This is a genomic window from Streptomyces sp. NBC_00083 (genome assembly GCF_026343295.1).
Classification (GTDB): domain Bacteria; phylum Actinomycetota; class Actinomycetes; order Streptomycetales; family Streptomycetaceae; genus Streptomyces.
Map to the genome: position 1 here is coordinate 1,589,418 of NZ_JAPELY010000001.1, position 25,084 is coordinate 1,614,501.

General features: G+C 72.4%; 23 protein-coding genes. 19 read left to right on the forward strand and 4 right to left on the reverse strand.

Going from position 1 to position 25,084, the window contains the following annotated elements; genetic code table 11:
• Window positions 1–2 precede the first annotated feature (2 nt).
• On the forward strand, window positions 3–1,487 hold the full coding sequence (locus OOJ98_RS06905; protein ID WP_267053726.1) for an anthranilate synthase component I: 1,485 nt from the start codon (window positions 3–5) through the stop codon (window positions 1,485–1,487).
• Here the strand turns inward: OOJ98_RS06905 and OOJ98_RS06910 are convergent.
• On the reverse strand, window positions 1,477–2,697 hold the full coding sequence (locus OOJ98_RS06910; RefSeq protein ID WP_267053727.1) for a S53 family peptidase: 1,221 nt from the start codon (window positions 2,695–2,697) through the stop codon (window positions 1,477–1,479). The genes OOJ98_RS06905 and OOJ98_RS06910 overlap by 11 nt on opposite strands.
• A gap of 329 nt (window positions 2,698–3,026) precedes the next feature.
• On the opposite strand from OOJ98_RS06910, the gene OOJ98_RS06915 reads away from it, so the two are divergent.
• The 9 genes from OOJ98_RS06915 (at window position 3,027) to lgt (ending at window position 10,054) form a co-directional block, all read left to right on the forward strand.
• Complete coding sequence (locus OOJ98_RS06915) at window positions 3,027–3,683, forward strand: TIGR02234 family membrane protein (protein WP_267053728.1); 657 nt, start codon at window positions 3,027–3,029, stop codon at window positions 3,681–3,683.
• Window positions 3,684–3,794: 111 nt separating this feature from the next.
• A complete protein-coding gene (locus OOJ98_RS06920; protein WP_267053729.1) occupies window positions 3,795–4,064 on the forward strand; it encodes an HGxxPAAW family protein in 270 nt (89 codons plus the stop codon).
• 72 nt (window positions 4,065–4,136) lie between these two features.
• Window positions 4,137–4,676, forward strand: a complete 540-nt coding sequence (locus tag OOJ98_RS06925; RefSeq protein WP_267053730.1) for a DUF2752 domain-containing protein — start codon at window positions 4,137–4,139, stop codon at window positions 4,674–4,676.
• Between the two features lie 166 nt (window positions 4,677–4,842).
• Window positions 4,843–5,652, forward strand: a complete 810-nt coding sequence (trpC, locus tag OOJ98_RS06930; RefSeq protein ID WP_267053731.1) for an indole-3-glycerol phosphate synthase TrpC — start codon at window positions 4,843–4,845, stop codon at window positions 5,650–5,652.
• 3 nt (window positions 5,653–5,655) lie between these two features.
• Complete coding sequence (gene trpM / locus OOJ98_RS34915; RefSeq protein WP_368081949.1) at window positions 5,656–5,826, forward strand: tryptophan biosynthesis modulator TrpM; 171 nt, start codon at window positions 5,656–5,658, stop codon at window positions 5,824–5,826.
• Between the two features lie 159 nt (window positions 5,827–5,985).
• Window positions 5,986–7,275: a tryptophan synthase subunit beta gene (gene trpB, locus OOJ98_RS06935; protein WP_267053732.1), complete on the forward strand. Its 1,290-nt coding sequence runs from the start codon at window positions 5,986–5,988 to the stop codon at window positions 7,273–7,275.
• A complete protein-coding gene (gene trpA, locus OOJ98_RS06940; protein ID WP_267053733.1) occupies window positions 7,272–8,087 on the forward strand; it encodes a tryptophan synthase subunit alpha in 816 nt (271 codons plus the stop codon). The genes trpB and trpA overlap by 4 nt, the downstream gene beginning before the upstream one ends.
• 84 nt (window positions 8,088–8,171) lie before the next feature.
• Window positions 8,172–8,999: a thioredoxin domain-containing protein gene (locus tag OOJ98_RS06945; protein WP_267053734.1), complete on the forward strand. Its 828-nt coding sequence runs from the start codon at window positions 8,172–8,174 to the stop codon at window positions 8,997–8,999.
• Window positions 9,000–9,079: 80 nt separating this feature from the next.
• Entirely contained in the window at window positions 9,080–10,054 is a 975-nt protein-coding gene (gene lgt, locus OOJ98_RS06950) for a prolipoprotein diacylglyceryl transferase (RefSeq protein ID WP_267053735.1), read from the forward strand.
• Between the two features lie 68 nt (window positions 10,055–10,122).
• Here the strand turns inward: lgt and rbsK are convergent, their stop codons facing one another.
• Window positions 10,123–11,010, reverse strand: a complete 888-nt coding sequence (rbsK, locus tag OOJ98_RS06955) for a ribokinase (RefSeq protein ID WP_267053736.1) — start codon at window positions 11,008–11,010, stop codon at window positions 10,123–10,125.
• A gap of 237 nt (window positions 11,011–11,247) precedes the next feature.
• On the opposite strand from rbsK, the gene OOJ98_RS06960 reads away from it, so the two are divergent.
• The 9 genes from OOJ98_RS06960 to OOJ98_RS07000 all read left to right on the forward strand — a co-directional run bounded on the left by OOJ98_RS06960 (window position 11,248) and on the right by OOJ98_RS07000 (window position 22,863).
• Window positions 11,248–11,979, forward strand: a complete 732-nt coding sequence (locus tag OOJ98_RS06960) for a VIT1/CCC1 transporter family protein (RefSeq protein ID WP_267053737.1) — start codon at window positions 11,248–11,250, stop codon at window positions 11,977–11,979.
• Window positions 11,980–12,342: 363 nt separating this feature from the next.
• On the forward strand, window positions 12,343–16,908 hold the full coding sequence (gltB, locus tag OOJ98_RS06965) for a glutamate synthase large subunit (protein ID WP_267053738.1): 4,566 nt from the start codon (window positions 12,343–12,345) through the stop codon (window positions 16,906–16,908).
• Window positions 16,901–18,361 carry a glutamate synthase subunit beta gene (locus OOJ98_RS06970; protein WP_267053739.1) on the forward strand — a complete coding sequence of 487 codons (1,461 nt, stop codon included), beginning with the start codon at window positions 16,901–16,903 and terminating at the stop codon, window positions 18,359–18,361. The genes gltB and OOJ98_RS06970 overlap by 8 nt, the downstream gene beginning before the upstream one ends.
• A gap of 193 nt (window positions 18,362–18,554) precedes the next feature.
• Window positions 18,555–18,773, forward strand: coding sequence for a hypothetical protein (locus OOJ98_RS06975; RefSeq protein ID WP_267053740.1), 219 nt, complete (start codon window positions 18,555–18,557; stop codon window positions 18,771–18,773).
• 14 nt (window positions 18,774–18,787) lie between these two features.
• The gene (locus OOJ98_RS06980) at window positions 18,788–19,891 is read left to right on the forward strand and encodes a hypothetical protein (protein ID WP_267053741.1); all 1,104 of its coding nucleotides are present in this window, start codon (window positions 18,788–18,790) and stop codon (window positions 19,889–19,891) included.
• 157 nt (window positions 19,892–20,048) lie between these two features.
• Window positions 20,049–20,963, forward strand: coding sequence for a GDSL-type esterase/lipase family protein (locus OOJ98_RS06985; RefSeq protein ID WP_267053742.1), 915 nt, complete (start codon window positions 20,049–20,051; stop codon window positions 20,961–20,963).
• Window positions 20,964–21,012: 49 nt separating this feature from the next.
• Complete coding sequence (locus tag OOJ98_RS06990; protein ID WP_267053743.1) at window positions 21,013–21,732, forward strand: VWA domain-containing protein; 720 nt, start codon at window positions 21,013–21,015, stop codon at window positions 21,730–21,732.
• Window positions 21,729–22,265 (forward strand): HutD family protein, encoded by a 537-nt coding sequence (locus tag OOJ98_RS06995; protein WP_267053744.1) that lies wholly within the window; start codon window positions 21,729–21,731, stop codon window positions 22,263–22,265. The genes OOJ98_RS06990 and OOJ98_RS06995 overlap by 4 nt, the downstream gene beginning before the upstream one ends.
• A 73-nt stretch (window positions 22,266–22,338) precedes the next feature.
• Window positions 22,339–22,863: a pyridoxamine 5'-phosphate oxidase family protein gene (locus OOJ98_RS07000; protein WP_267053745.1), complete on the forward strand. Its 525-nt coding sequence runs from the start codon at window positions 22,339–22,341 to the stop codon at window positions 22,861–22,863.
• Window positions 22,864–22,887: 24 nt separating this feature from the next.
• Here the strand turns inward: OOJ98_RS07000 and OOJ98_RS07005 are convergent, their stop codons facing one another.
• Both OOJ98_RS07005 and OOJ98_RS07010 read right to left on the reverse strand, forming a co-directional pair.
• On the reverse strand, window positions 22,888–23,904 hold the full coding sequence (locus tag OOJ98_RS07005) for an acyl-CoA dehydrogenase family protein (protein ID WP_267053746.1): 1,017 nt from the start codon (window positions 23,902–23,904) through the stop codon (window positions 22,888–22,890).
• Window positions 23,901–25,070 (reverse strand): acyl-CoA dehydrogenase family protein, encoded by a 1,170-nt coding sequence (locus tag OOJ98_RS07010; protein ID WP_267053747.1) that lies wholly within the window; start codon window positions 25,068–25,070, stop codon window positions 23,901–23,903. The genes OOJ98_RS07005 and OOJ98_RS07010 overlap by 4 nt, the downstream gene beginning before the upstream one ends.
• Window positions 25,071–25,084: the final 14 nt, after the last annotated feature.

Genomic DNA, 25,084 nt, shown 5'->3' on the forward strand with positions numbered 1-25,084 from the left:
TCATGGACCTCGACACCTTCCGCAAGCTCGCCGTCGACCGCCGCGTCATCCCGGTCCACCGCCGCCTCCTCGCCGACGGCGACACCCCGGTGGGCCTCTACCGCAAGCTCGCCGCCGAGCGGCCGGGCACGTTCCTGCTGGAGTCGGCGGAGAACGGGCGCTCCTGGTCGCGGTACTCCTTCGTCGGCGTACGCTCCGCCGCCACCCTCACCGTGCGCGACGACGAGGCCCGCTGGATCGGAACGCCGCCCGTCGGGGTCCCCACTTCGGGTGATCCGCTGGCCGCCCTGAAGGCCACCGTCGAGGCGCTGCACACCCCGCGCGACCTGGTCGCCGGGATGCCGCCCTTCACCGGCGGCATGGTCGGCTACCTCGGCTACGACATCGTGCGCCGCCTGGAGAAGATCGCCGAGCACGGCGGCGACGACCTGCGGCTGCCCGAGCTGACCATGCTGCTCACCTCCGACCTCGCGGTGCTCGACCACTGGGACGGCTCGGTCCTGCTCATCGCCAACGCGATCAACCACAACCACCTCGACACCGGGGTGGACGAGGCGTACGCGGACGCGGTGGCCCGGCTCGACGCGATGGAGGCCGACCTGGCGAAACCCGCCGAGTACGCGCCGGTCGCGCTGCCCGCCTCCGAGCTGCCCGAGTACACCGCGCTGTGGGGCGGAACCGAGTACCAGGGTGCCGTCGAGGACATCAAGGAGCGCATCCGGGCCGGCGAGGCCTTCCAGGTGGTGCCCTCGCAGCGCTTCGAAACCCCGTGCGCGGCCAGTGCGCTGGACGTCTACCGGGTGCTGCGGGCGACCAATCCGTCGCCGTACATGTACCTGTTCCGCTTCGAGGGCTTCGACGTCGTCGGTTCCAGCCCCGAGGCGCTCGTCAAGGTCGAGGACGGCCGGGCGATGGTCCACCCGATCGCCGGGACCCGGCCGCGCGGCGCCACCCCGCAGCGCGACCAGGCGCTCGCCGACGAACTCCTGGCCGATCCCAAGGAGCGCGCCGAGCACCTCATGCTCGTCGACCTGGGCCGCAACGACCTGGGCCGGGTCTGCGAGCCCGGCTCGGTGGAGGTCGTGGACTTCATGTCGATCGAGCGGTACTCCCATGTGATGCACATCGTGTCGACCGTGACCGGCCGGGTCGCCGAGGGACGCACCGCGTTCGACGTCCTGACGGCCTGCTTCCCGGCCGGCACGCTCTCCGGTGCCCCCAAGCCCCGCGCGATGCAGATCATCGAGGAGCTGGAGCCCAGCCGCCGCGGGCTCTACGGCGGCTGTGTCGGCTACCTCGACTTCGCCGGTGACTCCGACACCGCGATCGCGATCCGCACCGCGCTGCTGCGGGACGGCACCGCCTACGTGCAGGCCGGAGCCGGCGTGGTCGCCGACTCCGACCCGGTCGCGGAGGACGACGAGTGCCGCAACAAGGCGGCCGCCGTCCTGCGCGCGGTCAACACGGCCAACCGGCTCAGCCGGTGAACGCGGCGGTCCCGTTCGGGGTGCCGAGCCCCGACGGGCCGTCGTAGCCGCTGCCTCCCTTGCACAGGTAGGCCGGGGAGCAGCTGCCGTTGGAGCCGCTCGTCACGTCGTTGAGCGAGCCGGTGTGGGCGTACGGGAACGAGGCCGGCGTGGAGCCCGACGACGGGGTGCCCGCGAGCGCGTACACCGCGGCGATCAGCGGCGAGGACGCGCTGGTGCCGCCGAACACCTCCCAGCCCGGGTCGCCGCCGTAGGTGTCGTACACCGCGACGCCCGTGGCCGGGTCGGCGACCGCCGAGACGTCGGCCACGGTCCGCTTCGCGCAGCCGGTGTCCTTCTGCCAGCTCGGCTTCGCGTCGTAGGCGGAGCAGCCGGAGCCTGCGCCGCTCCACACGCTCTCGCTCCAACCACGGCTGTTGGAGGCCGACTTGAGCGAGGTGCCGCCGACCGCGGTGACATAGCGGGAGGAGGCCGGGTACTCGGCGCCGTAGCCCTCGTCACCCGAGCTCACGGTGATGGCGACGCCCGGGTGGTTGAAGTACTGGCTGTCGTAGGACGTGTCGGACGACGACTCGCCGCCGCCGTAGCTGTTCGAGACGTACTTCGCGCCGAGCGAGACCGCCGTGTTGACGGCCGTCCCCAGGTTGGCCATCGAGGCGGACTTGGCCTCGACGAGCAGGATCTTGCAGTTGGGGCAGGCCGCGCTGACCATGTCGAGGTCGAGGGATATCTCCTCGGCCCAGCCCGCGTCCGCGCTCGGAAGCGTCGACGTGCCGGTCTGGCCGACCTTCTTGAAGCAGCCGTTGGCGGTGGTGCACGCCGGAAGTCCGTACTGGGAGCGGTACTTGGCGAGGTCGGCGGCGGCGCTGGGGTCGTCGTAGGCGTCGACGATCGCCACTGTCCGGCCCGAACCGGCCGTCGAGGACGGCAACTTGTACGCGGACTGGAGCTGGGAGGGCCCGAGGCCGGAGGGCGCCGCCGCGGCGGCCGTCGAACGCCCGGCGCCCGCCGGCGCGAGCGTGCCGCCGGTCACCTTCAGCGCCTTGCAGGCCATGACGTCCTTGTGCGTCGGAGCCGCACAGGAGCGGACGGTGGTGACGTGCGCCGCGGTGGAGGGGCTGGTGGCCGCCTGGGCGAGGGGAGTTGCCAGGGCGAGCGCCGCCGCGGCCAGCGTGGCGGCCAGGGCGGTGGGGGAGAGGGTTCTGCGCAACTTAACTCCTCCGTGAGGTGGGTGTACCAGGAGTACGTGGGGGTGCGCTGTGCCGGCCGTTCCGCGTGGTGCGCGGTACGGCAGGCGGTGAACCTAGGCTGACTGGGCCATGCCAACAAGAAGCGCGCCGGAATCTCTATCGCCGCTTTGCCTTCGAGGGCCGTTCGGGGGCAGTTCCGGGCCGGTTCGGGAGATTGCGATAACCGTTCGATGGTCGGCCGCTTGCCCGTTCTTGGTTCCGCGCGGAGCGCCCCCGGGGCCCCGCGCACCGCGCGTCGCGACCGGGCCCCGGGCCCCCGGGTGACACGCCGTGCCGCGCGCAGGCGATAGTGGAGTACGTGAGTGCCGCATCCGTACCCCAGCCCCGTGCCGAAGCAGCCGCGCCGTCCGCCCGCGGCGGCGGTCGCCGCAGCCTGGCCGCCGCACTGCTCGCCGGCGCCGTCGGCGCCGCCGTCGTCCTCATGGCCTCCGGCCAGACCTGGGTGCACGGCAACGCCTCCGTCGGCGGCGGCGCACTGCCCCTCAAGGCCTCCGGCGGCGACGTCACCGGCGTGCCCTCCGCGCTCGCGATCGTGGGCCTCGCCGCCCTGGTCGCGGTCTTCGCGGTGCGCGGCGCCGGCCGCGTCCTGGTCTCCGTGCTGCTCGTGCTCAGCGGGGCGGGCGCCGCGGTGACCGCCTGGCTCGGCACGAGTGACAGCGCCGCCCTCGACGAGAAGGCCGCCAAGGCCAGCGGCGACGCCGCCGCCACCGTCGGCGCGCTCACCCACACCGGCTGGCCCTACGTCGCCGTCGCGGGCGGCGTCCTGCTGCTGCTCGCCGGTCTGCTCGCCCTCCGCTTCGGCAAGGCCTGGCCCGCGATGGGAGGCCGCTACGAGCGCGACGGCGCCCCCCGGCCGCGCAAGGCGCGCACCCCTGTCGACCCCGAGCGGCCCGAGGAAATCTGGAAGGCGCTCGACCGCGGCGAGGACCCCACGCGCGAGAGCTGACCCCCGCACTCACCCACCCCCGGGGGTGCGGGACAATGGCACCGAGCGTCGGGTCCGACGACAGCGGCAGCGCCGACCACATCACGGAAACACCTACGAGGAGCAACCCCCATGGCGAAGAGCGGCCACGGCCACACCCCGGCAGCATGGACCGGTGTCATCATTGCCTTCATCGGATTCTGCGTGACCTGCGTCTTCATAGTGGCCGCCAACCCGGTGGGCTTCTGGGCCGGCATCGCACTCCTCGGCATCGCCGCCGTCGTCGGCGGGATCATGAAGATGGCGGGCCTCGGCACCCCGAAGGACACCCCGGAGATCCAGCGCATGCGCGAGGACGCCGCCGCGAAGGTCCGCGCCCGCCTCGAAGCCCAGGCCGGCTGAGCGCACACCACCTCTGCGAGGCGCAGCCCCGACCGGGCTGCGCCTTCCGACGTGAACGGGGAGAATCGGCGCGTGGACGCAGCCCAGTCGAACCCCGGCCCCGCCCCGGCGCACCCGCCCGGCGCGACGGGCTCACCGGCCCATGGCCTCGGATCACCGGCCCATGGCCTCGGATCACCGGCCCCTGGGTTCGGATCACCGGCCCGCGGCCTCGGATCGCCCGTCCGCAGGCTCCTCGTGCCGCTCGGCACGCTCGCCGCGGTGGGCTCTGCCTTCGCGTACGTGGGCCTCGTCGACCCGAACCACCCCGGCCACTACCCGGTCTGCCCGCTGTTCGCCCTCACCGGCGTCTACTGCCCGGGGTGCGGCGGCCTGCGCAGCGCGCACGACTTCATCACCGGGCACCTCGCCGCCGCCCTCGGTGCCAACGCCCTCGCCGTCGCCGGCTACCTGCTCTTCGCCGTGGGCTGGGCGGTGTGGGCGGTGCGCACGGCACGCGGCCTCCCGCTGCGGATCTCGCTGAGCGACCGGCAGTGGTGGATCATCGGATCCGTCGTGCTGATCTTCTCCGTGGTCCGGAATCTGCCGTTCGGCTCGGCGCTCGCGCCATGACCTTCGGAAAGAAACCGCAGGTGGTGTCCCACGTGCTGGGACGGGAGTCAACCGGATGTGATCCCTTGGCCCCGGTACGGATACCATCGACATGGCTGACCGTGACCGTTCCGTACGGTCACCCTCGTCCTGACCGACATCACCGTCCCGGAAGGGGGCCGCTCGCGTGAGTGTGCTCGACGAGATCATCGAAGGCGTCCGCGCCGACCTCGCAGAGCGGCAGGCGCGTGTCAGCCTCGACGAGCTGAAGGAGCGCGCCGACAAGGCGCCCCCGGCCCGTGACGGGGTGGCGGCCCTGCGCGGCGACGGCGTGACGGTCATCTGCGAGGTCAAGCGCTCCAGCCCCTCCAAGGGCGCGCTCGCGGCCATCGCGGACCCGGCGGCGCTCGCCGCCGACTACGAGGCGGGCGGCGCGTCCGTCATCTCCGTCCTCACCGAGGAGCGCCGCTTCGGCGGCTCGCTCGCCGACCTGGAGGCCGTGCGCGCCAAGGTCGACATCCCGATCCTGCGCAAGGACTTCATCGTCACGGCCTACCAGCTGTGGGAGGCCAGGGCGCACGGCGCCGACCTCGCGCTGCTCATCGTGGCCGCCCTCGACCAGCCGGCCCTGGTGTCGCTGATCGAGCGCGCCGAATCGATCGGGCTCACCCCGCTGGTCGAGGTGCACGACGAGGACGAGGTCGAGCGTGCCGTCGACGCCGGCGCCAGGATCATCGGTGTCAACGCGCGCAACCTGAAGGACCTCAAGGTCGACCGCACCACGTTCGAGCGCGTCGCCCCGGAGATCCCGAACCACATCGTGAAGATCGCCGAGTCCGGCGTCCGCGGCCCGCACGACCTCATCGCGTACGCCAACGCCGGCGCCGACGCGGTGCTCGTCGGCGAGTCCCTGGTCACCGGCAAGGACCCGCGCGCGGCCGTCGCCGACCTCGTCGCCGCGGGCGCCCACCCCGCCCTGCGCCACGGCCGGAGCTGACCCGTGCCCATCTCCGCCCGTCTCGCTCCCGGCTGCCGCCCGCGCGGCTGCCGCGCTCCGGCGCGCCGGGTGCACGGGCGGCGCGTGCGGTACGTGATCGGGTCGGAGCCCGGCCAGGTCAACGGCATGCGATGGCGCGGCGGCCCGAGCGCCGCCCGTGTGAGCGCCCTCTAGGGCGCGAGGCTGTGACAGTGTGCGACTCCGTCGCGCGGGCCCGACCCGCCCGCACCGGACGCACGGTCGCGCCCTCACCTCCTCACCCGCGGCGCCTGGGCGCACCCGCCAACCAGCCAACCCAGGACCGGGGCTGCAACGCCCCCGCGAGGTATCCGCATGTCCCACGAGCATGAGTTCTTCGTACCCGACCCCGAGGGTCAAGTCCCCAGCGCCAAGGGCTACTTCGGCGCGTACGGCGGCAAATTCATCCCCGAGGCGCTGGTCGCCGCGGTCGACGAGGTGGCCGTCGAGTACGACAAGGCCAAGCACGACCCCGCCTTCGCGGCGGAGCTCAACGAGCTGATGGTCAACTACACCGGCCGGCCGAGCGCCCTCACCGAGGTGCCCCGGTTCGCCGAACACGCGGGCGGCGCGCGGGTCTTCCTCAAGCGCGAGGACCTCAACCACACCGGCTCGCACAAGATCAACAATGTGCTCGGCCAGGCGCTGCTCACCAAGCGCATGGGCAAGACCCGGGTCATCGCCGAGACCGGGGCCGGCCAGCACGGCGTCGCCACCGCCACCGCCTGCGCCCTCTTCGGCCTCGAATGCACCATCTACATGGGCGAGATCGACACCCAGCGCCAGGCCCTGAACGTGGCCCGGATGCGGATGCTCGGCGCCGAGGTCATCCCGGTCGCCTCCGGCAGCCGCACCCTCAAGGACGCCATCAACGAGGCGTTCCGCGACTGGGTCGCCAACGTCGACCGCACCCACTACCTCTTCGGCACGGTCGCCGGACCGCACCCCTTCCCGGCGATGGTGCGCGACTTCCACCGCGTGATCGGCGTCGAGGCCCGCCGCCAGATCCTGGAGCGCGCCGGCCGGCTGCCCGACGCGGCGGTCGCCTGCGTCGGCGGCGGCTCCAACGCCATCGGCCTCTTCCACGCCTTCATCCCGGACGCCTCCGTACGCCTCATCGGCTGCGAGCCCGCCGGCCACGGCGTGGAGACCGGCGAGCACGCGGCGACCCTCACCGTGGGGGAGCCCGGCATCCTGCACGGCTCGCGCAGTTACGTCCTCCAGGACGAGGAGGGCCAGATCACCGAGCCCTACTCGATCTCGGCGGGCCTCGACTACCCGGGCATCGGCCCCGAGCACTCCTACCTCAAGGACATCGGCCGCGGCGAGTACCGCGCGGTCACCGACGACGCGGCGATGCAGGCCCTGCGCCTCCTGTCGCGCACCGAGGGCATCATCCCGGCGATCGAGTCGGCACACGCCCTCGCGGGCGCCCTCGACGTGGGCAAGGAACTCGGCAAGGACGGTCTGATCTTGATCAACCTGTCCGGCCGGGGCGACAAGGACATGGACACGGCCGCGCGCTACTTCGGCCTGTACGGGACCGACGCCGAGGTGGCCGCCGACGCCGCGGGCCTCGCCGAGATCGAGGGAGACGCCAAGTGAGCGGCAACGTGACCCTGCTGGACGCCACCCTGGCCAAGGCGAAGGCCGAGGACCGGGCGGCCCTCATCGCCTACCTGCCGGCCGGCTTCCCGACCGTCGACGGCGCCATCGACGCGGTCAAGGCGGTCTTCGAGGGCGGCGCCGACGTCGTCGAGGTGGGCCTGCCGCACAGCGACCCGGTCCTGGACGGCCCGGTCATCCAGACCGCCGACGACATCGCCCTCAAGGGCGGCGTGAAGATCGCCGACGTGCTGCGCACGGTCCGCGAGGCCCACGCGGCCACCGGCAAGCCGGTCCTCGTCATGACGTACTGGAACCCCGTCGACCGCTACGGCGTGGAGCGCTTCACCGCCGAACTCGCCGACGCCGGCGGCGCGGGCTGCATCCTGCCCGACCTGCCGGTCGAGGAGTCCGGCGTGTGGCGCGAGCACGCCGAGAAGCACGGCCTCGGCACGGTCTTCGTGGTCGCCCCCAGCAGCAAGGACGCCCGCCTGGCCACGATCACGGCGGCCGGCTCCGGCTTCGTGTACGCGGCGTCCCTGATGGGTGTCACCGGCACCCGCGCATCGGTCGGCGCATCGGCCGAGGACCTGGTGGGCCGCACCCGCGCCACCACCGACCTGCCGGTCTGCGTGGGCCTCGGCGTCTCCAACGCGGCCCAGGCCAAGGAGGTCGCGGCCTTCGCCGACGGCGTCATCGTGGGCTCCGCCTTCGTCAAGCGCATGCTGGACGCCCCCGACCACGCCGCGGGTCTCGTCGCCGTACGGGAACTGGCGGCCGAGCTCGCCGAAGGCGTTCGCCGGGCGCACTAGCGCGCTCATCGCACAGCTCACCCGTACGGGTGGAAGTGGGACCGGGGAGGCACGAGCGTGCCTCCCCGGTTCGTTGCTGCGGGTGTGAGTGACAAGAACCCCGAAGCGAAAAGGGCCGCGCGCGACCGGCTCATCAAGGAACGCGAGCAGCAGAAGGCGGGCGAGCGCCGCCGCCGGCAGCTGATCGTGGCGGGCGCCGTGGTGGGCGTGCTCGCCCTGGCCGCGGTGGTCGGCGTGATCGCCGCCAACGCGGGCGGCGGCGACAGCGCCAAGGGCAGCAGCACCAGCGGCCCGGTGGTGGCCCCCACCGGGGCCGACGGCAAGGACAAGCTCGCCATCCCGGTCGGCGCAACCGACGCGCCCTCCACCCTCACGGTGTGGGAGGACTTCCGCTGCCCGGCCTGCGCCGCGTTCGAGAACGGCTTCAGGACCACCGTCCACGAGTTGGAGAAGAGCGGCCAGATCCGCGTCGAGTACCACCTGGCCACCCTCATCGACGACAAGACCCGCGGCGGCGGCTCGCTCCACGCGGCCAACGCGGCGGGCTGCGCGCAGGACGCCGGGAAGTTCACCGCGTACCACGACGTCCTCTACACCAACCAGCCCGACGAGACGGACGACGCGTACGCCGACAACAACAAGCTCCTCGACCTCGCCAAGAAGGTCCCCGGCCTCTCCACCCCCGCCTTCCGCTCCTGCGTGGAGAACGGCACGCACAACAGCTGGGTCGTGAAGTCCAACGAGGCGTTCCAGGCGGGCAACTTCAACGGCACGCCCACGGTGCAGCTCAACGGCGTGTCCGTGTTCCCGACGAAGGGCAACGAGCAGATCACCCCGGCCAACCTGAAGAAGTGGGTCGCCCAGGCCAACAAGGGCAAGCCCGCGGGCAAGGCCACGGCGCCCGCCTCCTGAGCCCCGGGGCCTCTCGTTACTCATAAGTTGCCGGGCGGGTTGCCGCAGCGCCCGCCCGGCACGGTAGCGTCGACCCTGCCATGGAACTTGCCTTCATCCCCAGCCCGTCGACCGGGGTGCTCCACCTCGGGCCGATCCCGCTGCGCGGCTACGCCTTCTGCATCATCATCGGTGTCTTCGTCGCCGTCTGGTACGGCAACAAGAGGTGGATCGCCCGCGGCGGCCGCTCCGGCACCGTCGCCGACATCGCCGTGTGGGCGGTGCCCTTCGGTCTCGTGGGCGGCCGGCTCTACCACGTCATCACCGACTACCAGCTGTACTTCAGCGACGGTGAGGACTGGGTCAACGCCTTCAAGATCTGGGAGGGCGGCCTCGGCATCTGGGGCGCGGTCGCGCTCGGCGCGGTCGGCGCCTGGATCGGCTGCCGCCGCCGGGGCATCCCGCTGCCGGCCTGGGCCGACGCCCTCGCCCCCGGCCTCGCCTTCGCGCAGGCCATCGGGCGCTGGGGCAACTGGTTCAACCAGGAGCTGTACGGCCGCCCGACCGACGTGCCCTGGGCGCTGAAGATCAGCGAGGGCCCGAACCGGATCGCCGGCACCTACCACCCGACGTTCCTGTACGAGTCGCTGTGGTGCCTCGGCGCCGGCTTCCTGATCATCTGGGCGGACCGCCGCTTCAAGCTGGGCCACGGCCGGGCGTTCGCGCTGTACGTCGCCACGTACTGCGTGGGCCGGTTCTGGATCGAGTACATGCGGGTCGACGAGGCCCACCACATCCTGGGTCTGCGCCTCAACGACTGGACGGCCGGCGGGGTCTTCCTGCTCGCGGTCGCCTACATCGTGATCTCGACGAAGCTGCGCCCCGGCCGCGAGGAGATCGTCGAGCCCGGCGCGCAGGACGACGACGAGCCGGTGTCCCTGGACAAGTCCGAGGACGTGTCCCAGGACGAGTCCCCGGACAAGGGCGAGTCCGCGGCCGAGTCCACCGGGCCGGCGGACGAGCCCCGGGCCGAGTCGACGGCCTCGGCCTCGCGACCGGAACCGAAGAAGGCCTAGCCACCGCCACCCCGGCCGGCCCGCGGAGCTCCGCCCCGGCCGGGCCCGGGGCTCCCGCCCCCGCAGGGCTACCCGTCGATCTCCGTGCGGTACGGCATCGACGTCGCCGCGCCCGGACGCTGGACCGACAGCGCGGCCGCGGTGGACGCCCAGGTCAGCGCCTCGGTCATCGGGCGGCCCTCGGCCAGGGCCACCGCGAGGGCGCCCACGAAGGTGTCGCCCGCGCCGGTCGTGTCCACCGCGGTGACCGGCGGGGCCAGCACCGCCACCGGCTCCGGCTGGGAACGGGACGCGTACAGACAGCCCCGCGCGCCCAGCGTGATCACCACTTCGGGCACCTGCGCGAGCAGCGCCGCGGCGGCCCGCTCCGGATCGCCCGAGATGCCGGTCAGCGTCGCCGCCTCGTGCTCGTTGGGCACCAACAGGTCGGTGACGGCGAGGAGTTCGGCCGGCAGGGGCTGGGCGGGGGCCGGGGTCAGGATGGTACGGACGCCGTTGCGCCGGGCCGCTTCGGCGCCTTCGAGGACGGCGCTCATCGGCAGCTCCAGCTGGAGCAGGAGCGACTGCGCCTCGGCGATCAGCGCACGGTCGGCGTGGCTGAGCGAGGTGACGGAGCCGTTGGCGCCGGGGATGACGACGATCGCGTTGCCGCCGTCGCCGTCCACCACGATGTGCGCGGTGCCCGAGGGGCCCTCGGTGGTGCGCAGCAGGTCGATGTCGATGCCCGCGTGCTCCAGGGTGCTGCGCAGCCGGTCGCCGAACTCGTCCGTGCCGACCGCGCCGATCATCGCGACCTCCGCCCCGGCGCGGGCGGCGGCGACCGCCTGATTGGCGCCCTTGCCGCCGGGAACGGTGCGGAACTCGTGGCCGGTGACGGTCTCGCCGCTGCGGGGCGCGGTCGTGACGTAGGCGACGAGGTCCATGTTGGTGCTGCCGAGCACGGTGATCCGGGTCATGCCGGGATTGTCTCCCGGGGGCGGCCGGTTCGGTGACCGTGGGTCTCCCGGCGCGTTCGGCGCAGAACGCCCGAAAACGGCTCTCGAAACGCCCCCAGCCAGGCCTTCCTTACTGAGCGCAGCCTTACTGAGTAAGGCCTTGCTTGCTGGCGCGGCCCTTACATCGAGCGTAGTTTCGACAGCATTGAGGGGGCGCGGGACGAGCTGGTGCCCGCTGCTGAGTACAAGGGGATAGCTGTGTCCATCATCGATACCGACGCCACGCTGCACGAGGCGCACCGCGACAACCACACCCACCGCGATGTCAACGGTGGCTGGCTGCGCCCGGCCGTGTTCGGCGCGATGGACGGCCTCGTCTCCAACCTGGCCCTGATGACGGGCGTCGCCGGCGGCGCGGTCTCGCACCAGACCATCGGCATCACCGGTCTCGCGGGTCTCGCGGCCGGCGCCTTCTCGATGGCGGCGGGCGAATACACCTCGGTGGCCTCGCAGCGCGAACTCGTCGAGGCCGAACTCGACGTCGAGCGGCGGGAGTTGCGCAAGCACCCCGCCGACGAGGAGCGCGAGCTCGCCGAGCTGTACATGTCGCGCGGCGTCGAGCCGGACCTCGCCCGCGAGGTCGCGCGGCAGCTGTCGCAGGACCCCGAGCAGGCGCTGGAGATCCACGCCCGCGAGGAGCTCGGCATCGACCCCTCCGACCTGCCCTCGCCCACCGTGGCCGCGGTGTCCTCGTTCGCCTCCTTCGCCCTCGGCGCGCTGCTGCCGCTGCTGCCGTACCTGCTCGGCGCGAGCGCGCTGTGGCCCGCGGTGCTGCTCGCCCTGATCGGCCTGTTCGGGTGCGGCGCGGTGGTCGCGAAGGTGACGGCCCGCTCGTGGTGGTTCAGCGGTACGCGCCAGCTGGCGCTCGGCGGCATCGCGGCGGCCCTCACCTTCGGGCTCGGCCACCTCTTCGGCACCGCCATCGGCTGACGGGCGCCGCGCGACATCAGGACCCTCACACGGGGCGGAGCCGATCGGCTCCGCCCCGTGTGACATTCGTCCTGCCCGCTGCGGGGCCCCGGGCCGTAGAATGGCGGGAGTATGCAGACGGCCACATAACTAATCGTTACTCGGCGGTTTCGGATCTTCCGCCGCCGGGCATAGGCCGTACACACCCATCACCGCACTTCTGTGCGACTCGCGAGCAATGAAGCTCGCACCCGGGTGTCCGCATGTTGGAATGAACTATCCGGTTCCCGAGATACGTTCCATCATGTAACCTGCACAAAATTTCGCAGAGGGCCAACGTCGTCCCTCGGCTTCGAACATGCCACGACGACGACGGGAGAGCCGATGCGTTCCGACGCCTGGTCGCCCATGGACGGTCGCCCCGCCCAGCAGGGGATGTACGACCCCCGTAACGAGCACGACGCCTGTGGCGTCGGGTTCGTGGCCACCCTCACCGGTGTTGCCAGCCATGAGCTGGTCGAGCAGGCGCTGACCGTACTGCGGAATCTGGAACACCGCGGTGCCACCGGCTCCGAGCCCGACTCCGGAGACGGCGCCGGCATCCTGCTCCAGGTCCCGGACGTGTTCCTGCGCGAGGTCACCGACTTCGAGCTGCCCGAGGCCGGCTCCTACGCCGTCGGCATCGCCTTCCTGCCGCTGGAGGAGACCGACGAGGCCGTCTCGCGGATCGAGACGATCGCCGGTGAAGAAGGACTCACGGTCCTGGGATGGCGCGAGGTCCCCGTCACCCCCGCACTCCTCGGCAACGGCGCCCGCGCCACCATGCCCGCCTTCCGTCAGCTGTTCGTCGGCGACGGCAGTGCCACGGGCATCGCGCTCGACCGCAAGGCCTTCGTGCTGCGCAAGCGCGCCGAGCGGGAGGCCGGTGTCTACTTCCCGTCGCTCTCCGCCCGGACCATCGTCTACAAGGGCATGCTGACCACCGGCCAGCTGGAGCCGTTCTTCCCGGACCTCTCCGACCGCCGCTGCGCCACCACCGTCGCCCTCGTGCACTCGCGGTTCTCGACCAACACCTTCCCCAGCTGGCCGCTGGCCCACCCGTACCGCTTCGTCGCGCACAACGGCGAGATCAACACGGTCAAGGGCAACCGCAACTGGATGGTGGCCCGCGAGTCCCAGCTCGCCTCCAACCTGTTCAACTCCGGCGCCGGCAAGATCGACCGGATCTTCCCCGTCTGCACGCCGGACGCCTCGGACTCCGCGTCCTTCGACGAGGTGCTCGAACTCCTCCACCTCGGCGGACGCTCGCTGCCCCACTCGGTCCTGATGATGGTCCCCGAGGCGTGGGAGAACCACGAGTCGATGGACCCGGCCCGCCGCGCCTTCTACCAGTTCCACTCCACGATGATGGAGCCCTGGGACGGCCCGGCCTGCATCACCTTCACCGACGGCGTCCAGGTCGGCGCGGTCCTCGACCGCAACGGTCTGCGCCCCGGCCGCTACTGGGTGACCGACGACGGCCTCGTCGTCCTCTCCTCCGAGGTCGGCGTCCTCGACATCGACCCCGCGAAGGTCGTCCGCAAGGGCCGCCTCCAGCCCGGCAAGATGTTCCTCGTCGACACCGCCGAGCACCGCATCATCGAGGACGACGAGATCAAGGCGTCCCTCGCCGCCGAGAACCCGTACCAGGAGTGGCTGGAAGCCGGCGAGATCGAGCTGGAGGACCTGCCCGAGCGTGAGCACATCGTGCACACCCACGCCTCGGTCACCCGCCGCCAGCAGACCTTCGGCTACACCGAGGAAGAGCTCCGCGTCATCCTCGCGCCGATGGCCCGCACCGCCGGCGAGCCGCTCGGCTCCATGGGCACCGACTCGCCGATCGCCGCGCTCTCGGCCCGGCCCCGGCTGCTCTTCGACTACTTCACGCAGCTGTTCGCGCAGGTCACCAACCCGCCGCTGGACGCGATCCGTGAAGAGCTCGTCACCAGCCTGCGCTCCACGCTCGGCCCCCAGGGCAACCTCCTGGAGCCGACCGCGGCCTCCTGTCGCAGCGTCACGCTGCCCTTCCCGGTCATCGACAACGATGAGCTGGCGAAGCTGATACACATCAACGCCGACGGCGACATGCCGGGCATGACGGCCGCCACCCTGTCGGGCCTGTACCGGGTCTCCGGCGGCGGCGACGCGCTCGCCGCCCGCATCGAGGCCATCTGCCAGGAGACGGACGCCGCCATCGAGGCCGGCGCCCGCCTGATCGTCCTGTCCGACCGGCACTCCGACGCCGAGCACGCGCCGATCCCGTCGCTGCTGCTCACCGCCGCCGTCCACCACCACCTCATCCGCACCAAGCAGCGCACCCAGGTGGGCCTGCTGGTCGAGGCCGGTGACGTCCGCGAGGTGCACCACGTCGCGCTGCTCATCGGATTCGGCGCCGCCGCGGTCAACCCGTACCTCGCGATGGAGTCCGTCGAGGACCTCGTGCGGGCCGGCACCTTCATCGACGGCCTGGAGCCCGAGCAGGCGATCCGCAACCTGATCTACGCGCTCGGCAAGGGCGTCCTGAAGGTCATGTCCAAGATGGGCATCTCCACGGTCGCCTCCTACCGCGGCGCCCAGGTCTTCGAGGCCGTCGGTCTCGACGAGGCCTTCGTGCAGAAGTACTTCATCGGCACCGCCACCAAGATCGGCGGCGCCGGCCTGGACATCGTCGCCAAGGAGGTCGCCGCCCGCCACGCCAAGGCGTACCCCGCCTCCGGCATCCCCTCGGCGCACCGTGCCCTGGAGATCGGCGGCGAGTACCAGTGGCGCCGCGAGGGCGAGCCGCACCTGTTCGACCCGGAGACGGTCTTCCGCCTCCAGCACGCCACGCGCAACAAGCGGTACGACATCTTCAAGCAGTACACGGACCGCGTGAACGAGCAGTCCGAGCGGCTCATGACGCTGCGCGGCCTGTTCGGCTTCACCAGTGAGCGCCCGTCGATCTCCCTCGACGAGGTCGAGCCGGTCTCCGAGATCGTCAAGCGCTTCTCCACCGGCGCCATGTCGTACGGATCCATCTCGCGCGAGGCCCACGAGACGCTCGCCATCGCCATGAACCAGCTGGGCGGCAAGTCCAACACCGGCGAGGGCGGCGAGGACGCGGACCGCCTGTACGACCCGGCGCGCCGCTCGTCCATCAAGCAGGTCGCCTCCGGCCGCTTCGGTGTGACCAGCGAGTACCTGGTCAACGCGGACGACATCCAGATCAAGATGGCGCAGGGCGCCAAGCCCGGCGAGGGCGGCCAGCTGCCCGGCCACAAGGTCTACCCGTGGGTCGCCAAGACCCGGCACTCCACCCCGGGCGTCGGCCTCATCTCGCCGCCGCCGCACCACGACATCTACTCCATCGAGGACCTGGCTCAGCTGATCCACGACCTCAAGAACGCCAACCCGGCCGCGCGCATCCACGTGAAGCTCGTCTCCGAGGTCGGCGTCGGCACGGTCGCCGCGGGCGTCTCCAAGGCCCACGCGGACGTCGTCCTCATCTCCGGCCACGACGGCGGGACGGGCGCGTCCCCGCTGACCAGCCTCAAGCACGCGGGCGGTCCCTGGGAGCTCGGCCTCGCCGAGACCCAGCAGACGCTGCTGCTCAACGGCCTGCGCGACCGCATCGTGGTGCAGACCGACGGCCAGCTCAAGACCGGCCGCGACGTCATCATCGCCGCGCTGCTCGGCGCCGAGGAGTTCGGTTTCGCGACCGCGCCGCTCGTCGTCTCCGGCTGCGTCATGATGCGCGTCTGCCACCTGGACACCTGCCCGGTCGGCATCGCCACCCAGAACCCGGTGCTGCGCGACCGCTTCTCCGGCAAGCCCGAATTCGTCGTGAACTTCTTCGAGTTCATCGCCGAAGAGGTCCGCGAGATCCTCGCCGAGCTCGGTTTCCGTACGATCGAGGAGGCCGTCGGCCACGCCGAACTCCTCGACACCGACCGGGCCGTCACCCACTGGAAGGCCCAGGGCCTCGACCTCGCGCCGCTGTTCTACGTGCCCGAGCTGCCCGAGGGCGCCGTGCGCCACGCGGTGATCGAGCAGGACCACGGCCTGGAGAAGGCGCTCGACAAGGAGCTCATCAAGCTCGCCGCCGACGCCCTGGAAGCCGAGACCCCCGAGGCCGCCCAGCCGGTCCGCGCGCAGATCGCGATCCGCAACATCAACCGGACCGTGGGCACCATGCTCGGCCACGAGGTGACGAAGAAGTTCGGCGGTGCGGGCCTGCCCGACGACACCATCGACATCACCTTCACCGGCTCGGCGGGCCAGTCCTTCGGCGCCTTCCTGCCGCGCGGCGTGACGCTGCGCCTGGAGGGCGACGCCAACGACTACGTCGGCAAGGGCCTCTCCGGCGGCCGCGTCGTGGTCCGCCCGGACCGGGGCGCCGACCACCTCGCCGAGTACTCCACGATCGCGGGCAACACCATCGCGTACGGCGCGACCGGCGGCGAGCTGTTCCTGCGCGGCCGCACCGGCGAGCGCTTCTGCGTCCGCAACTCGGGGGCCACCGTCGTCTCGGAGGGCGTGGGCGACCACGGCTGCGAGTACATGACCGGCGGCAACGCGGTCGTCCTCGGCGAGACCGGGCGCAACTTCGCGGCCGGCATGTCCGGTGGCATCGCGTACGTCATCGACCTCGACCGGGACAACGTCAACTCCGGGAACCTGGGCGCCATCGAGGCCCTGAGCGACACCGACAAGCAGTGGCTGCACGACGTCGTGCGCCGCCACTTCGAGGAGACCGCGTCCACGGTCGCCGAGAAGCTGCTCGCCGACTGGTCCGTGCACGTGGACCGCTTCAGCAAGATCATCCCGACCACGTACAAGGCAGTGCTCGCCGCCAAGGACGCCGCTGAGCTCGCCGGTCTCTCCGAGCAGGAGACCACCGAGAAGATGATGGAGGCGGCGACCAATGGCTGACCCCAAGGGCTTCCTGACCACCGGACGCGAGGTCGCCAAGACCCGCCCGGTGGGCGAGCGAGTCAAGGACTGGAACGAGGTCTACGTTCCCGGTTCGCTGCTGCCGATCATCAGCAAGCAGGCCGGGCGCTGCATGGACTGCGGCATCCCGTTCTGCCACAACGGCTGTCCGCTGGGGAACCTGATCCCCGAGTGGAACGACTACGCCTACCGCGAGGACTGGCAGGCCGCCTCCGAGCGCCTGCACGCCACCAACAACTTCCCGGAGTTCACCGGGCGGCTGTGCCCGGCGCCCTGCGAGTCGGCGTGCGTGCTCGGCATCAACCAGCCCGCCGTCACCATCAAGAACGTCGAAGTCTCCATCATCGACAAGGCGTGGGACACCGGCGACGTCCGGCCGCAGGCGCCCGAGCGGCTCTCCGGCAAGACCGTCGCGGTCATCGGCTCGGGCCCCGCGGGCCTGGCCGCCGCCCAGCAGCTGACCCGGGCGGGCCACACGGTCGCTGTGTACGAGCGTGCCGACCGCATCGGCGGCCTGCTGCGCTACGGCATCCCCGAGTTCAAGATGGAGAAGGTGCACATCAACCGCCGCATCGAGCAGATGCGCGCGGAGGGCACCAAGTTCCGCACCGAGGTCGAGATCGGCCGCGACATCGACGCGGCGAAGCTCCGCAAGCGGTACGACGCGGTCGTCATCGCGGCCGGCGCCACCGTCTCGCGCGACCTGCCGGTCCCGGGCCGCGAGCTGAACGGCATCCACTTCGCGATGGAGTACCTGCCGCTCTCGAACAAGGTGCAGGAGGGCGACTTCGTCACCCCGCCGATCACCGCCGAGGGCAAGCACGTCGTGGTCATCGGCGGCGGCGACACCGGCGCGGACTGCGTGGGCACCGCCCACCGCCAGGGCGCGGCCTCCGTCACCCAGCTGGAGATCATGCCGAGGCCGGGCGAGGAGCGGAACCCGGGCCAGCCCTGGCCCACGTTCCCCATGCTCTACAAGGTGACCTCCGCGCACGAGGAGGGCGGCGAGCGGGTCTACTCCGTCTCGACCACCCACTTCGAGGGCGACGAGGACGGCAACGTGCAGTCGCTGCACCTCACCGAGGTCGAGTTCATCGACGGCAAGCTGACCCCGAAGCCCGGCACGGAGCGCTCGATCCCCGCGCAGCTGGTCACGCTCGCCATGGGCTTCACCGGCACCGACCAGGCCAACGGCCTCGTCCAGCAGTTCGGCCTCGAACTGGACGAGCGCGGCAACGTGGCCCGTGACGCGGAGTTCGCGACCAACGTCGACGGCGTGTTCGTCGCCGGTGACGCGGGCCGCGGCCAGTCCCTGATCGTCTGGGCGATCGCCGAGGGCCGTTCGGCCGCGCGCGGTGTCGACCGCTACCTGACCGGCGCGAGCGACCTGCCCGCCCCGATCCGCCCCACGGACCGCTCCCTGATGGTCTGACCCTCATCGTCCCGTACAACGACGTACGGAACTGACCGGCGCCCGCCCCACTGTCCCCGACCGGACGACTGGGCGGGCGTCGCGGCATGTCCGGCCCGGCCGCCCGGCGCCCGCTGCCCCGCGAGGTATTGACTAATAGTCAATAACGCTCCACCCTTTCGGGACGACCAGCCGTCCGTCACCGGGAGGTCCCGTGAGCAACGAAGCGCTGTCGCGACTGAGTACGGAGCTGGGGGCGGTGCCACCGCCCGCCGTCACCGACCTGACGGAGGATCAACTCGACTACCTCGCAGGCGCGTTGAGTGCCGAACGCGAGCGCCGCGCCGCCGGACTCGGCGAGGCCGCCGAAGCCGCCCTCGGCCTGGTGCCCGCCCTCGCCCGCGGCCCCGTGCGCCGCATCCTCTTCAAGTGAGGCCGGTGACAGGCATGGACACCCGAGACGCGCTCCGCACCCGCGCCGAGACCGAGAAGCTCGCCGCCCAGCTCGACGTGCGCGCCGACGAGCTCGGCTTCCTCGCGGCGCTCCCCGCCGACGACGTACGCATCCTGCGCGAACAGTCCGTGGCCGCCCTGTTCGACGGTGCGCCCGACATGCTGGACCGCATCGCCCGCGCCACCCGGCTCGTCCCCGCCGGGGTCGCCGCCGCCATCTCGCAGAAGGCCCTCGGACCCCGGCTCGCCGCCGCCGTGGCCGGCCGGCTCGAACCCGCGCGCGCCGCCGACATCATCGACAGGCTCCCGGTCGCCTTCACCGCCGTGTCCTGCGCCCACCTGGACCCGCGCCGCATCGCGGGCATCGTCGACCGCCTCGACGAGGGCCTGCTGGTGCGGATCTCGGTCGCCCTCGCCGAACGCGGCGACCACCTCACGATGGGCCGCTTCGTCGGCCACCTGCCCGATGCGGCGCTCACCCGCATCCTGCCGCAGGTCGACGACGCGGTGGTGCTGCGCACGGGGTACGCCATGGACCAGCCCCAACGCCTCGGCAGGGTCATCGAGTTGATGGGCGAGGAGCGCCTGGCCCGGGTCATCGCGTCGGCCGCCGACGGCCTGTGGCCGCAGGCCCTGGCGATCGCGGGCATGGCGCCGCCCGAGCAGCGGGCCCGCATCGCCACCCTGACCGCCCGCCGGCCGGCTGCCCAGTTGGACACCCTGGTCCACACGGTGGCCGACCAGTCCCTCTGGGAGTCCCTCCTGCCCCTGGTGGCCCTGCTGTCCCCCGAGGACCGCCGAACGATGGCCCGACTCCCGTCCCTGGCAGACCCGGACACGCTCGACGGCATCGTCCCCGCAGTCGTGGCGACGGCCCTGTGGGCGGACTTCCTCCCCCTGGCGGAACTCCTCCCCGACCCGTCCCGCCAGGCGATCGCGAACGCCGCGGCGACCCTGGCCGACGAGGAACTGGACGCCCTGGCCCGCGAGGTCGCCGAGCAGGACCTGTGGGACGCGGTCCTGCCCCTGGTGGAGCTGATGGACGACGCGGCCAAGGAGCGCATCTTCGCCCTGCCGTCCTTCCAGAACCAGGCCTAGGGCACGGCGCGTCAGCCGGGTCGGGCCGCTCGCCGGCGGCCCGACCGGGGGCGAGCGCAGGAACTCCCGCGCCCCGGACCAGGCCGTACCATCGATCAGGAGTTCCACGGCCCAGGGCGTCTCCCTGCGCGCTCAGCCCCAGAAGGACCGCACTTCCGTGAACGCTGCCCGCCCCCACGCCCTGTTCTCCTTCGGCACCCTTCTGGACGACCGCGTCCAGAAGACCCTCTTCGGGCAGCGCGTCCCGCGGACAGCGGCCGCCCTCGCCGGACACTCGACACGGTCCCTCACGATCACCGACCCCGCGGTGATCGCCACCAGCGGCCTCGACGTGCACCTCACACTGGAGCGCCGGATCGGCGCCGAGGTCGAGGGGGCCGTACTGCACCTGACGGAGGCCGAGTTGGCCGCCGCCGATGCCTACGAGGTCGACGACTACACCCGCCGCCGCGTACGGCTCTCCTCGGGTGCGAGCGCCTGGGCCTACCTCGACACGCGACCGCTGCGCCCCGCGGCCCGCGTCGTGATCGTCGGCGACAGCATCGCGTACGGACGCTGCGATCCGCGGGGCGGCTGGGCGGCCCGGCTGGCGGAGCAGCACATCGCCCGGGACGAGAGCGACCACCGCGTCTTCAACTGCGCCGTCCCCGGCGCCACGCTCGCCGAGATCGCGGAGCAGACCCCCGCCCTGCTGCCGGCCCGTCTCCCCGACACGCTGGTGGTCGCGGCGGGCATCAACGACGTGGCCGCCGGCACCGCCCCGGGCCACCTGGAGGCCGGCCTCGACGCGCTGGCGGCGACGGCCCTGGCCCACGGTGCGCGGCTGGTCGTCATCGGCCCCACCTGGCTCGACGAGGACCGGGCCCCCCGCTATGAGGGCCTGTCCTTCACGCACGAACGCGCCCTGGCCCTCCGCGAGACCCTGCGCTCCTGGTGCACCGCCCACCACATCGACCATGTCGACCCCTGGGAAGCGCTGCGCGACCGCTCCGACCTCCTCGCCGACGGCCTGCACCCCACACCCGAGGGCCACGAGGTACTCCACCACCTCATGACCACCGCCCTGGCGTAGCCTCGACACCCCCGACCCGTCGTAGGCCGAACGAACGGAGACGAGGCGCATGCCCGCACTGCCCCTCCAGCGCGTGAAGGAGCGTGCCCCCGCGCTCGTCTCCCTCTACAAGAGCGCCGCGGAGTCCATCGAACGGCATGGGCTCGACGCCGAGACCGCCGCCGTCTACCTCGTCGTCGACCACTCCGGCTCGATGCGCCCGTACTTCAAGGACGGCAGCGTGCAGGCGCTCGCCGACCGCGTACTCGGGCTCTCCGCCCACCTCGACGACGACGGCCGCGTCCCCGTCGTGTTCTTCTCCACCGGCATCGACGCCGAGACGGAGATCGCGCTCGACAACCACCGCGGCCGCATCGAGCGGATCGTCGCCAACCTCGGTCCCATGGGCCGGACCAACTACCACGTGGCGATGGACGCCGTCATCGACCACTACCTGGAGAGCGGAGCGAGCGCCCCCGCGCTCGTCGTGTTCCAGACCGACGGCGGCCCCAGCAGCAGGCTCGCCGCCGAACGCTACGTCTGCAAGGCGGCGGCCCTGCCGATGTTCTGGCAGTTCATCGGGTTCGGCGATCCGGACAGCCACCGGTTCGACTTCCTGCGCAGGCTCGACGAGCTGGCCGTCCCCGCGTTCCGGCGCGTCGACAACGCGGGGTTCTTCGCCGCCGGGAGCGACCCGCGCCGGATGACCGACGCCCAGCTCTACGACCGGCTCCTCGGCGAGTTCCCGCACTGGCTGCGGGCGGCGCGTGGGGAAGGGGTCGTGCGGTGAAGGTGTTGCGGGCCGCCGGGCGGGTGGCCGTGCCGTGGAGGAACGGGGGCGGGGTGACCCGGGGCGTCGCCGCGCATCCCGAGGGCGCGGGGACCGCGGACTTCGCGTGGCGGGTCAGTCTCGCCGATGTCGCCGAGGACGGCCCGTTCTCCGGCTTCCCCGGCGTCGACCGGATCCTCACCGTCGTCGAGGGCGCCGGAATGGACCTCACGGTGGACGGCCGGCGGCGCCTGGTCGACGAGCGGTTCGTGCCCCAGCACTTCCCGGGCGACGCCCCCACCGACTGCCGGCTCCTGGCCGGCCCCGTCGTCAACTTCAACGTGATGTACCGCAGGGGGCGGCCCGCCCCGACGGTCGCCGTCGTCCGCGGCGCCCTGCGCGTCGCCGGGCCCGCCCTGATCGTCGCCCTCGACGCGCCCGCCCACGCCGGCGCCGTCCATCTCGACCCGTACGACGCGGTGCTCACCGGCGAGGGCACCACGGAGGTGCGCGCCGAGGGCCACACCGCCGTGGTCACCCTCCCTCTTCGGTAATCCCGACAGAGGACGTCGGGTATCTGAGGTTTCCTGGAGTCAGGACGCCGCACATCAGCACGAAGGAGATGTCGTGACCGGTCAGGACAGACCCGCCCCCGCTGTCGGCTGGGCGCAGTTCCAGGAAGCCGAGAGCTCGTTCGCCGCCGCGGTCGAGGCGCGGTTCGCCCAGTACAAGCACCAGGTCCTCGCGACCCTGCGCGAGGACGGCTCGCCCCGGGTGACGGGTCTGGAGGTGGAGTTCCAGGCCGGTGAGATGTGGCTCGGCATGATGCCGGGCTCGATGAAGGCCCGCGACCTGCGGCGCGACCCGCGCTTCGCGATGCAGGCCAACCCGGGGCCGGACGCGGAGATGGCCGACGGCGACGTACGGATCAGCGGGCGCGCCGTGGAGGTCACCGACCCCGCGGTGATGGCGCGGTTCGCCTCCCTGGTGGCGCCGCCCGAGCCGTTCCACCTCTTCCGCGCCGAGCTGACCGAAGTCGTGCGCACCGATGTGGAGGACGACGAACTCGTCGTACGGGTGTGGCGCCCCGGCGCCGCCCTGCGCGTCCTCAGGCGCGGCAACGGCGACGAGGGAGTGCGCGAGGACGCCTGAACCGGCACCGGGCCCCCGGGGAGATCAGCCCGCCAGGACCAGCTTCCTGCACGCGCCGGGTGTGCCCCACGCGTCCCTGAGCGGGCGCGCCTTGCGCAGCCAGAGCGACAGATCGAGCTCCTGCGTGTAGCCCACCGCGCCGTGCAGTTGCAGCGCGGTGCGGGCGGCGGCGTACGCGGCCTCACCTGCGGTGACCTTCGCGGCGGCCACGTCAGCCGGCGCGAGCGAGAGCGCGGCCCCGAAGAGCAGCGGCCGGGCGAACTCCACCGCGACCAGCGTGTCCGCGAGCCGGTGCTTGACCGCCTGGAAGGAGCCGATGGGCGCTCCGAACTGGATGCGCTGCTTGACGTACGCCACGGTCCGGTCGAGCAGCGCCTGGGCGAGTCCGAGGCACTGCCCGGCCGCCGCGAGCCGCGCCCACCCGGTGGCGTACGCGACGGCATCGGCCAACGGGGGCCCCGCGGCGAGGAGTTCACCTCCGGGCAGCGGCCGGGACAGCCGCCGCGCGGGATCGGCCGAGGCCTGGACCGGACCGTGCCCGGGGGCGAGCCGCAGCTCGGGGCCCGGCCCGCCCGGCCGACGCGTCCGGGCCGACTGGGCCGATACGACCAGGACGGCATCGGCGGTGTCCGCGTCGAGCGCGTACGGCCCCGCGCCGGGGAACAGCACGCTCGCCACGCAGGCGCCGGAGACGACCGGGGGCAGCAGCCGCTTGGCCGGTCCCGGCTCGCCGAGCTCCGCGAGCCGGCCGAGCAGGGCAGCCGCCGCCACCGTCTCCACATAGGGGCCCGGCGCCGCATGACGGCCCAACTCCACACAGGCGAGGGCGAGTTCGACGGGCAGCGGGCCGACGTCTTCGTACGCCCCGGGTGCCGCGAGTGCGAGGATCCCGGCGTCGGCGGCGCGCGACCACAGGGCCCGGCCCGGCCCCGCGTCCCCCGCGCCCCACGCCCGTACCGCGGACGGCGTGTCGGCGGCGGTCAGCATCGCGTCGAGGGAGCGCGTGAAGTCGCGCTGTTCCGAGGTGAGCAGGAACCTCATCGGCGGCCCTTCGGCAGGCCGAGCAGACGCTCGGCGATGATGTCGCGCTGGATCTCGTTGGTCCCCGCGTAGATGGGGCCGGCCAGCGAGAAGACGTAGTTCTCGGCCCAACTCCCGTACTCCGGGGCCTCGTCGGCGTCGTCGGACAGCTCCCCGTACGGCCCGAGCAGATCGAGCGCGCACTCGTGCAGGGCGATGTCGTACCCGGACCAGAACACCTTGTTCAGGCTGGACTCGGCGCCGATGGTCCCGCCCGCGGCGAAGCGGGAGGCGTGGGCCGCGGTGAAGAGCTGATAGGCGCGCGCCCCGATCACCGCGTCCGCGACCCGGTCGCGCAGCGCGGTGTCCGCCGGATCGCCCGAGGCCCGCCACAGCTCCACGAGGCGCGCGGCCGACGCGAGGAAACGACCGGGGGAGCGCAGCATCAGGCCGCGCTCGTTGCCCGTCGTCGACATGGCGATCCGCCAGCCCGCGCCCACCTCGCCGATGACGTCCTCGTCCGGCACGAAGACGTCGTCGAGGAACAGCTCGGCGAAGGCGGGCTTGCCGTCGAGCCGGCCGATGGGGCGGACCGTCACGCCGGGCGCCCGCAGGTCGAACATCAGATACGTGAGGCCCTGGTGCGGCCTGTCCGCCGCCGGGTCCGTGCGGAAGATGCCGAAGGCGCGGTCGGCGAAGGCGGCCCGCGACGACCAGGTCTTCTGCCCCGAGAGCAGCCAACCCCCGTGCGTGCGAATGGCCTTGGAGCGCAGGGAGGCGAGATCGGAACCCGCCTCCGGCTCGGACCAGGCCTGCGCCCAGATCGTCGCGCCGCTCGCCATGTCCGGCAGGACGCGCGCCCGCTGCTCGGGTGTGGCGTGGTCGAACAGGGTCGGCGCGAGCAGGTTGATGCCGTTCTGCGAGACCCGGCCGGGCCCGCCCGCCGCGAAGTACTCCTCCTCGAAGACGAGCCACTGGAAGATGTCGGCGCCCCGGCCCCCGTACTCCTCGGGCCACGACACCACCGACCAGCGGTCCGCGGCCAGTTGCGCCTCCCACTCCCGGTGCGCGGCGAAACCGGCCGCCGTCTCCAGGGAGGGCAGCGGCACGGCGGGCACGTGCGTGGCGAGCCAGGCGCGCGCCTCGGCCCGGAAGGCCTCCTGGCCGGGCGTGGGATCCAGGTCCATGGGTGCGGCACACC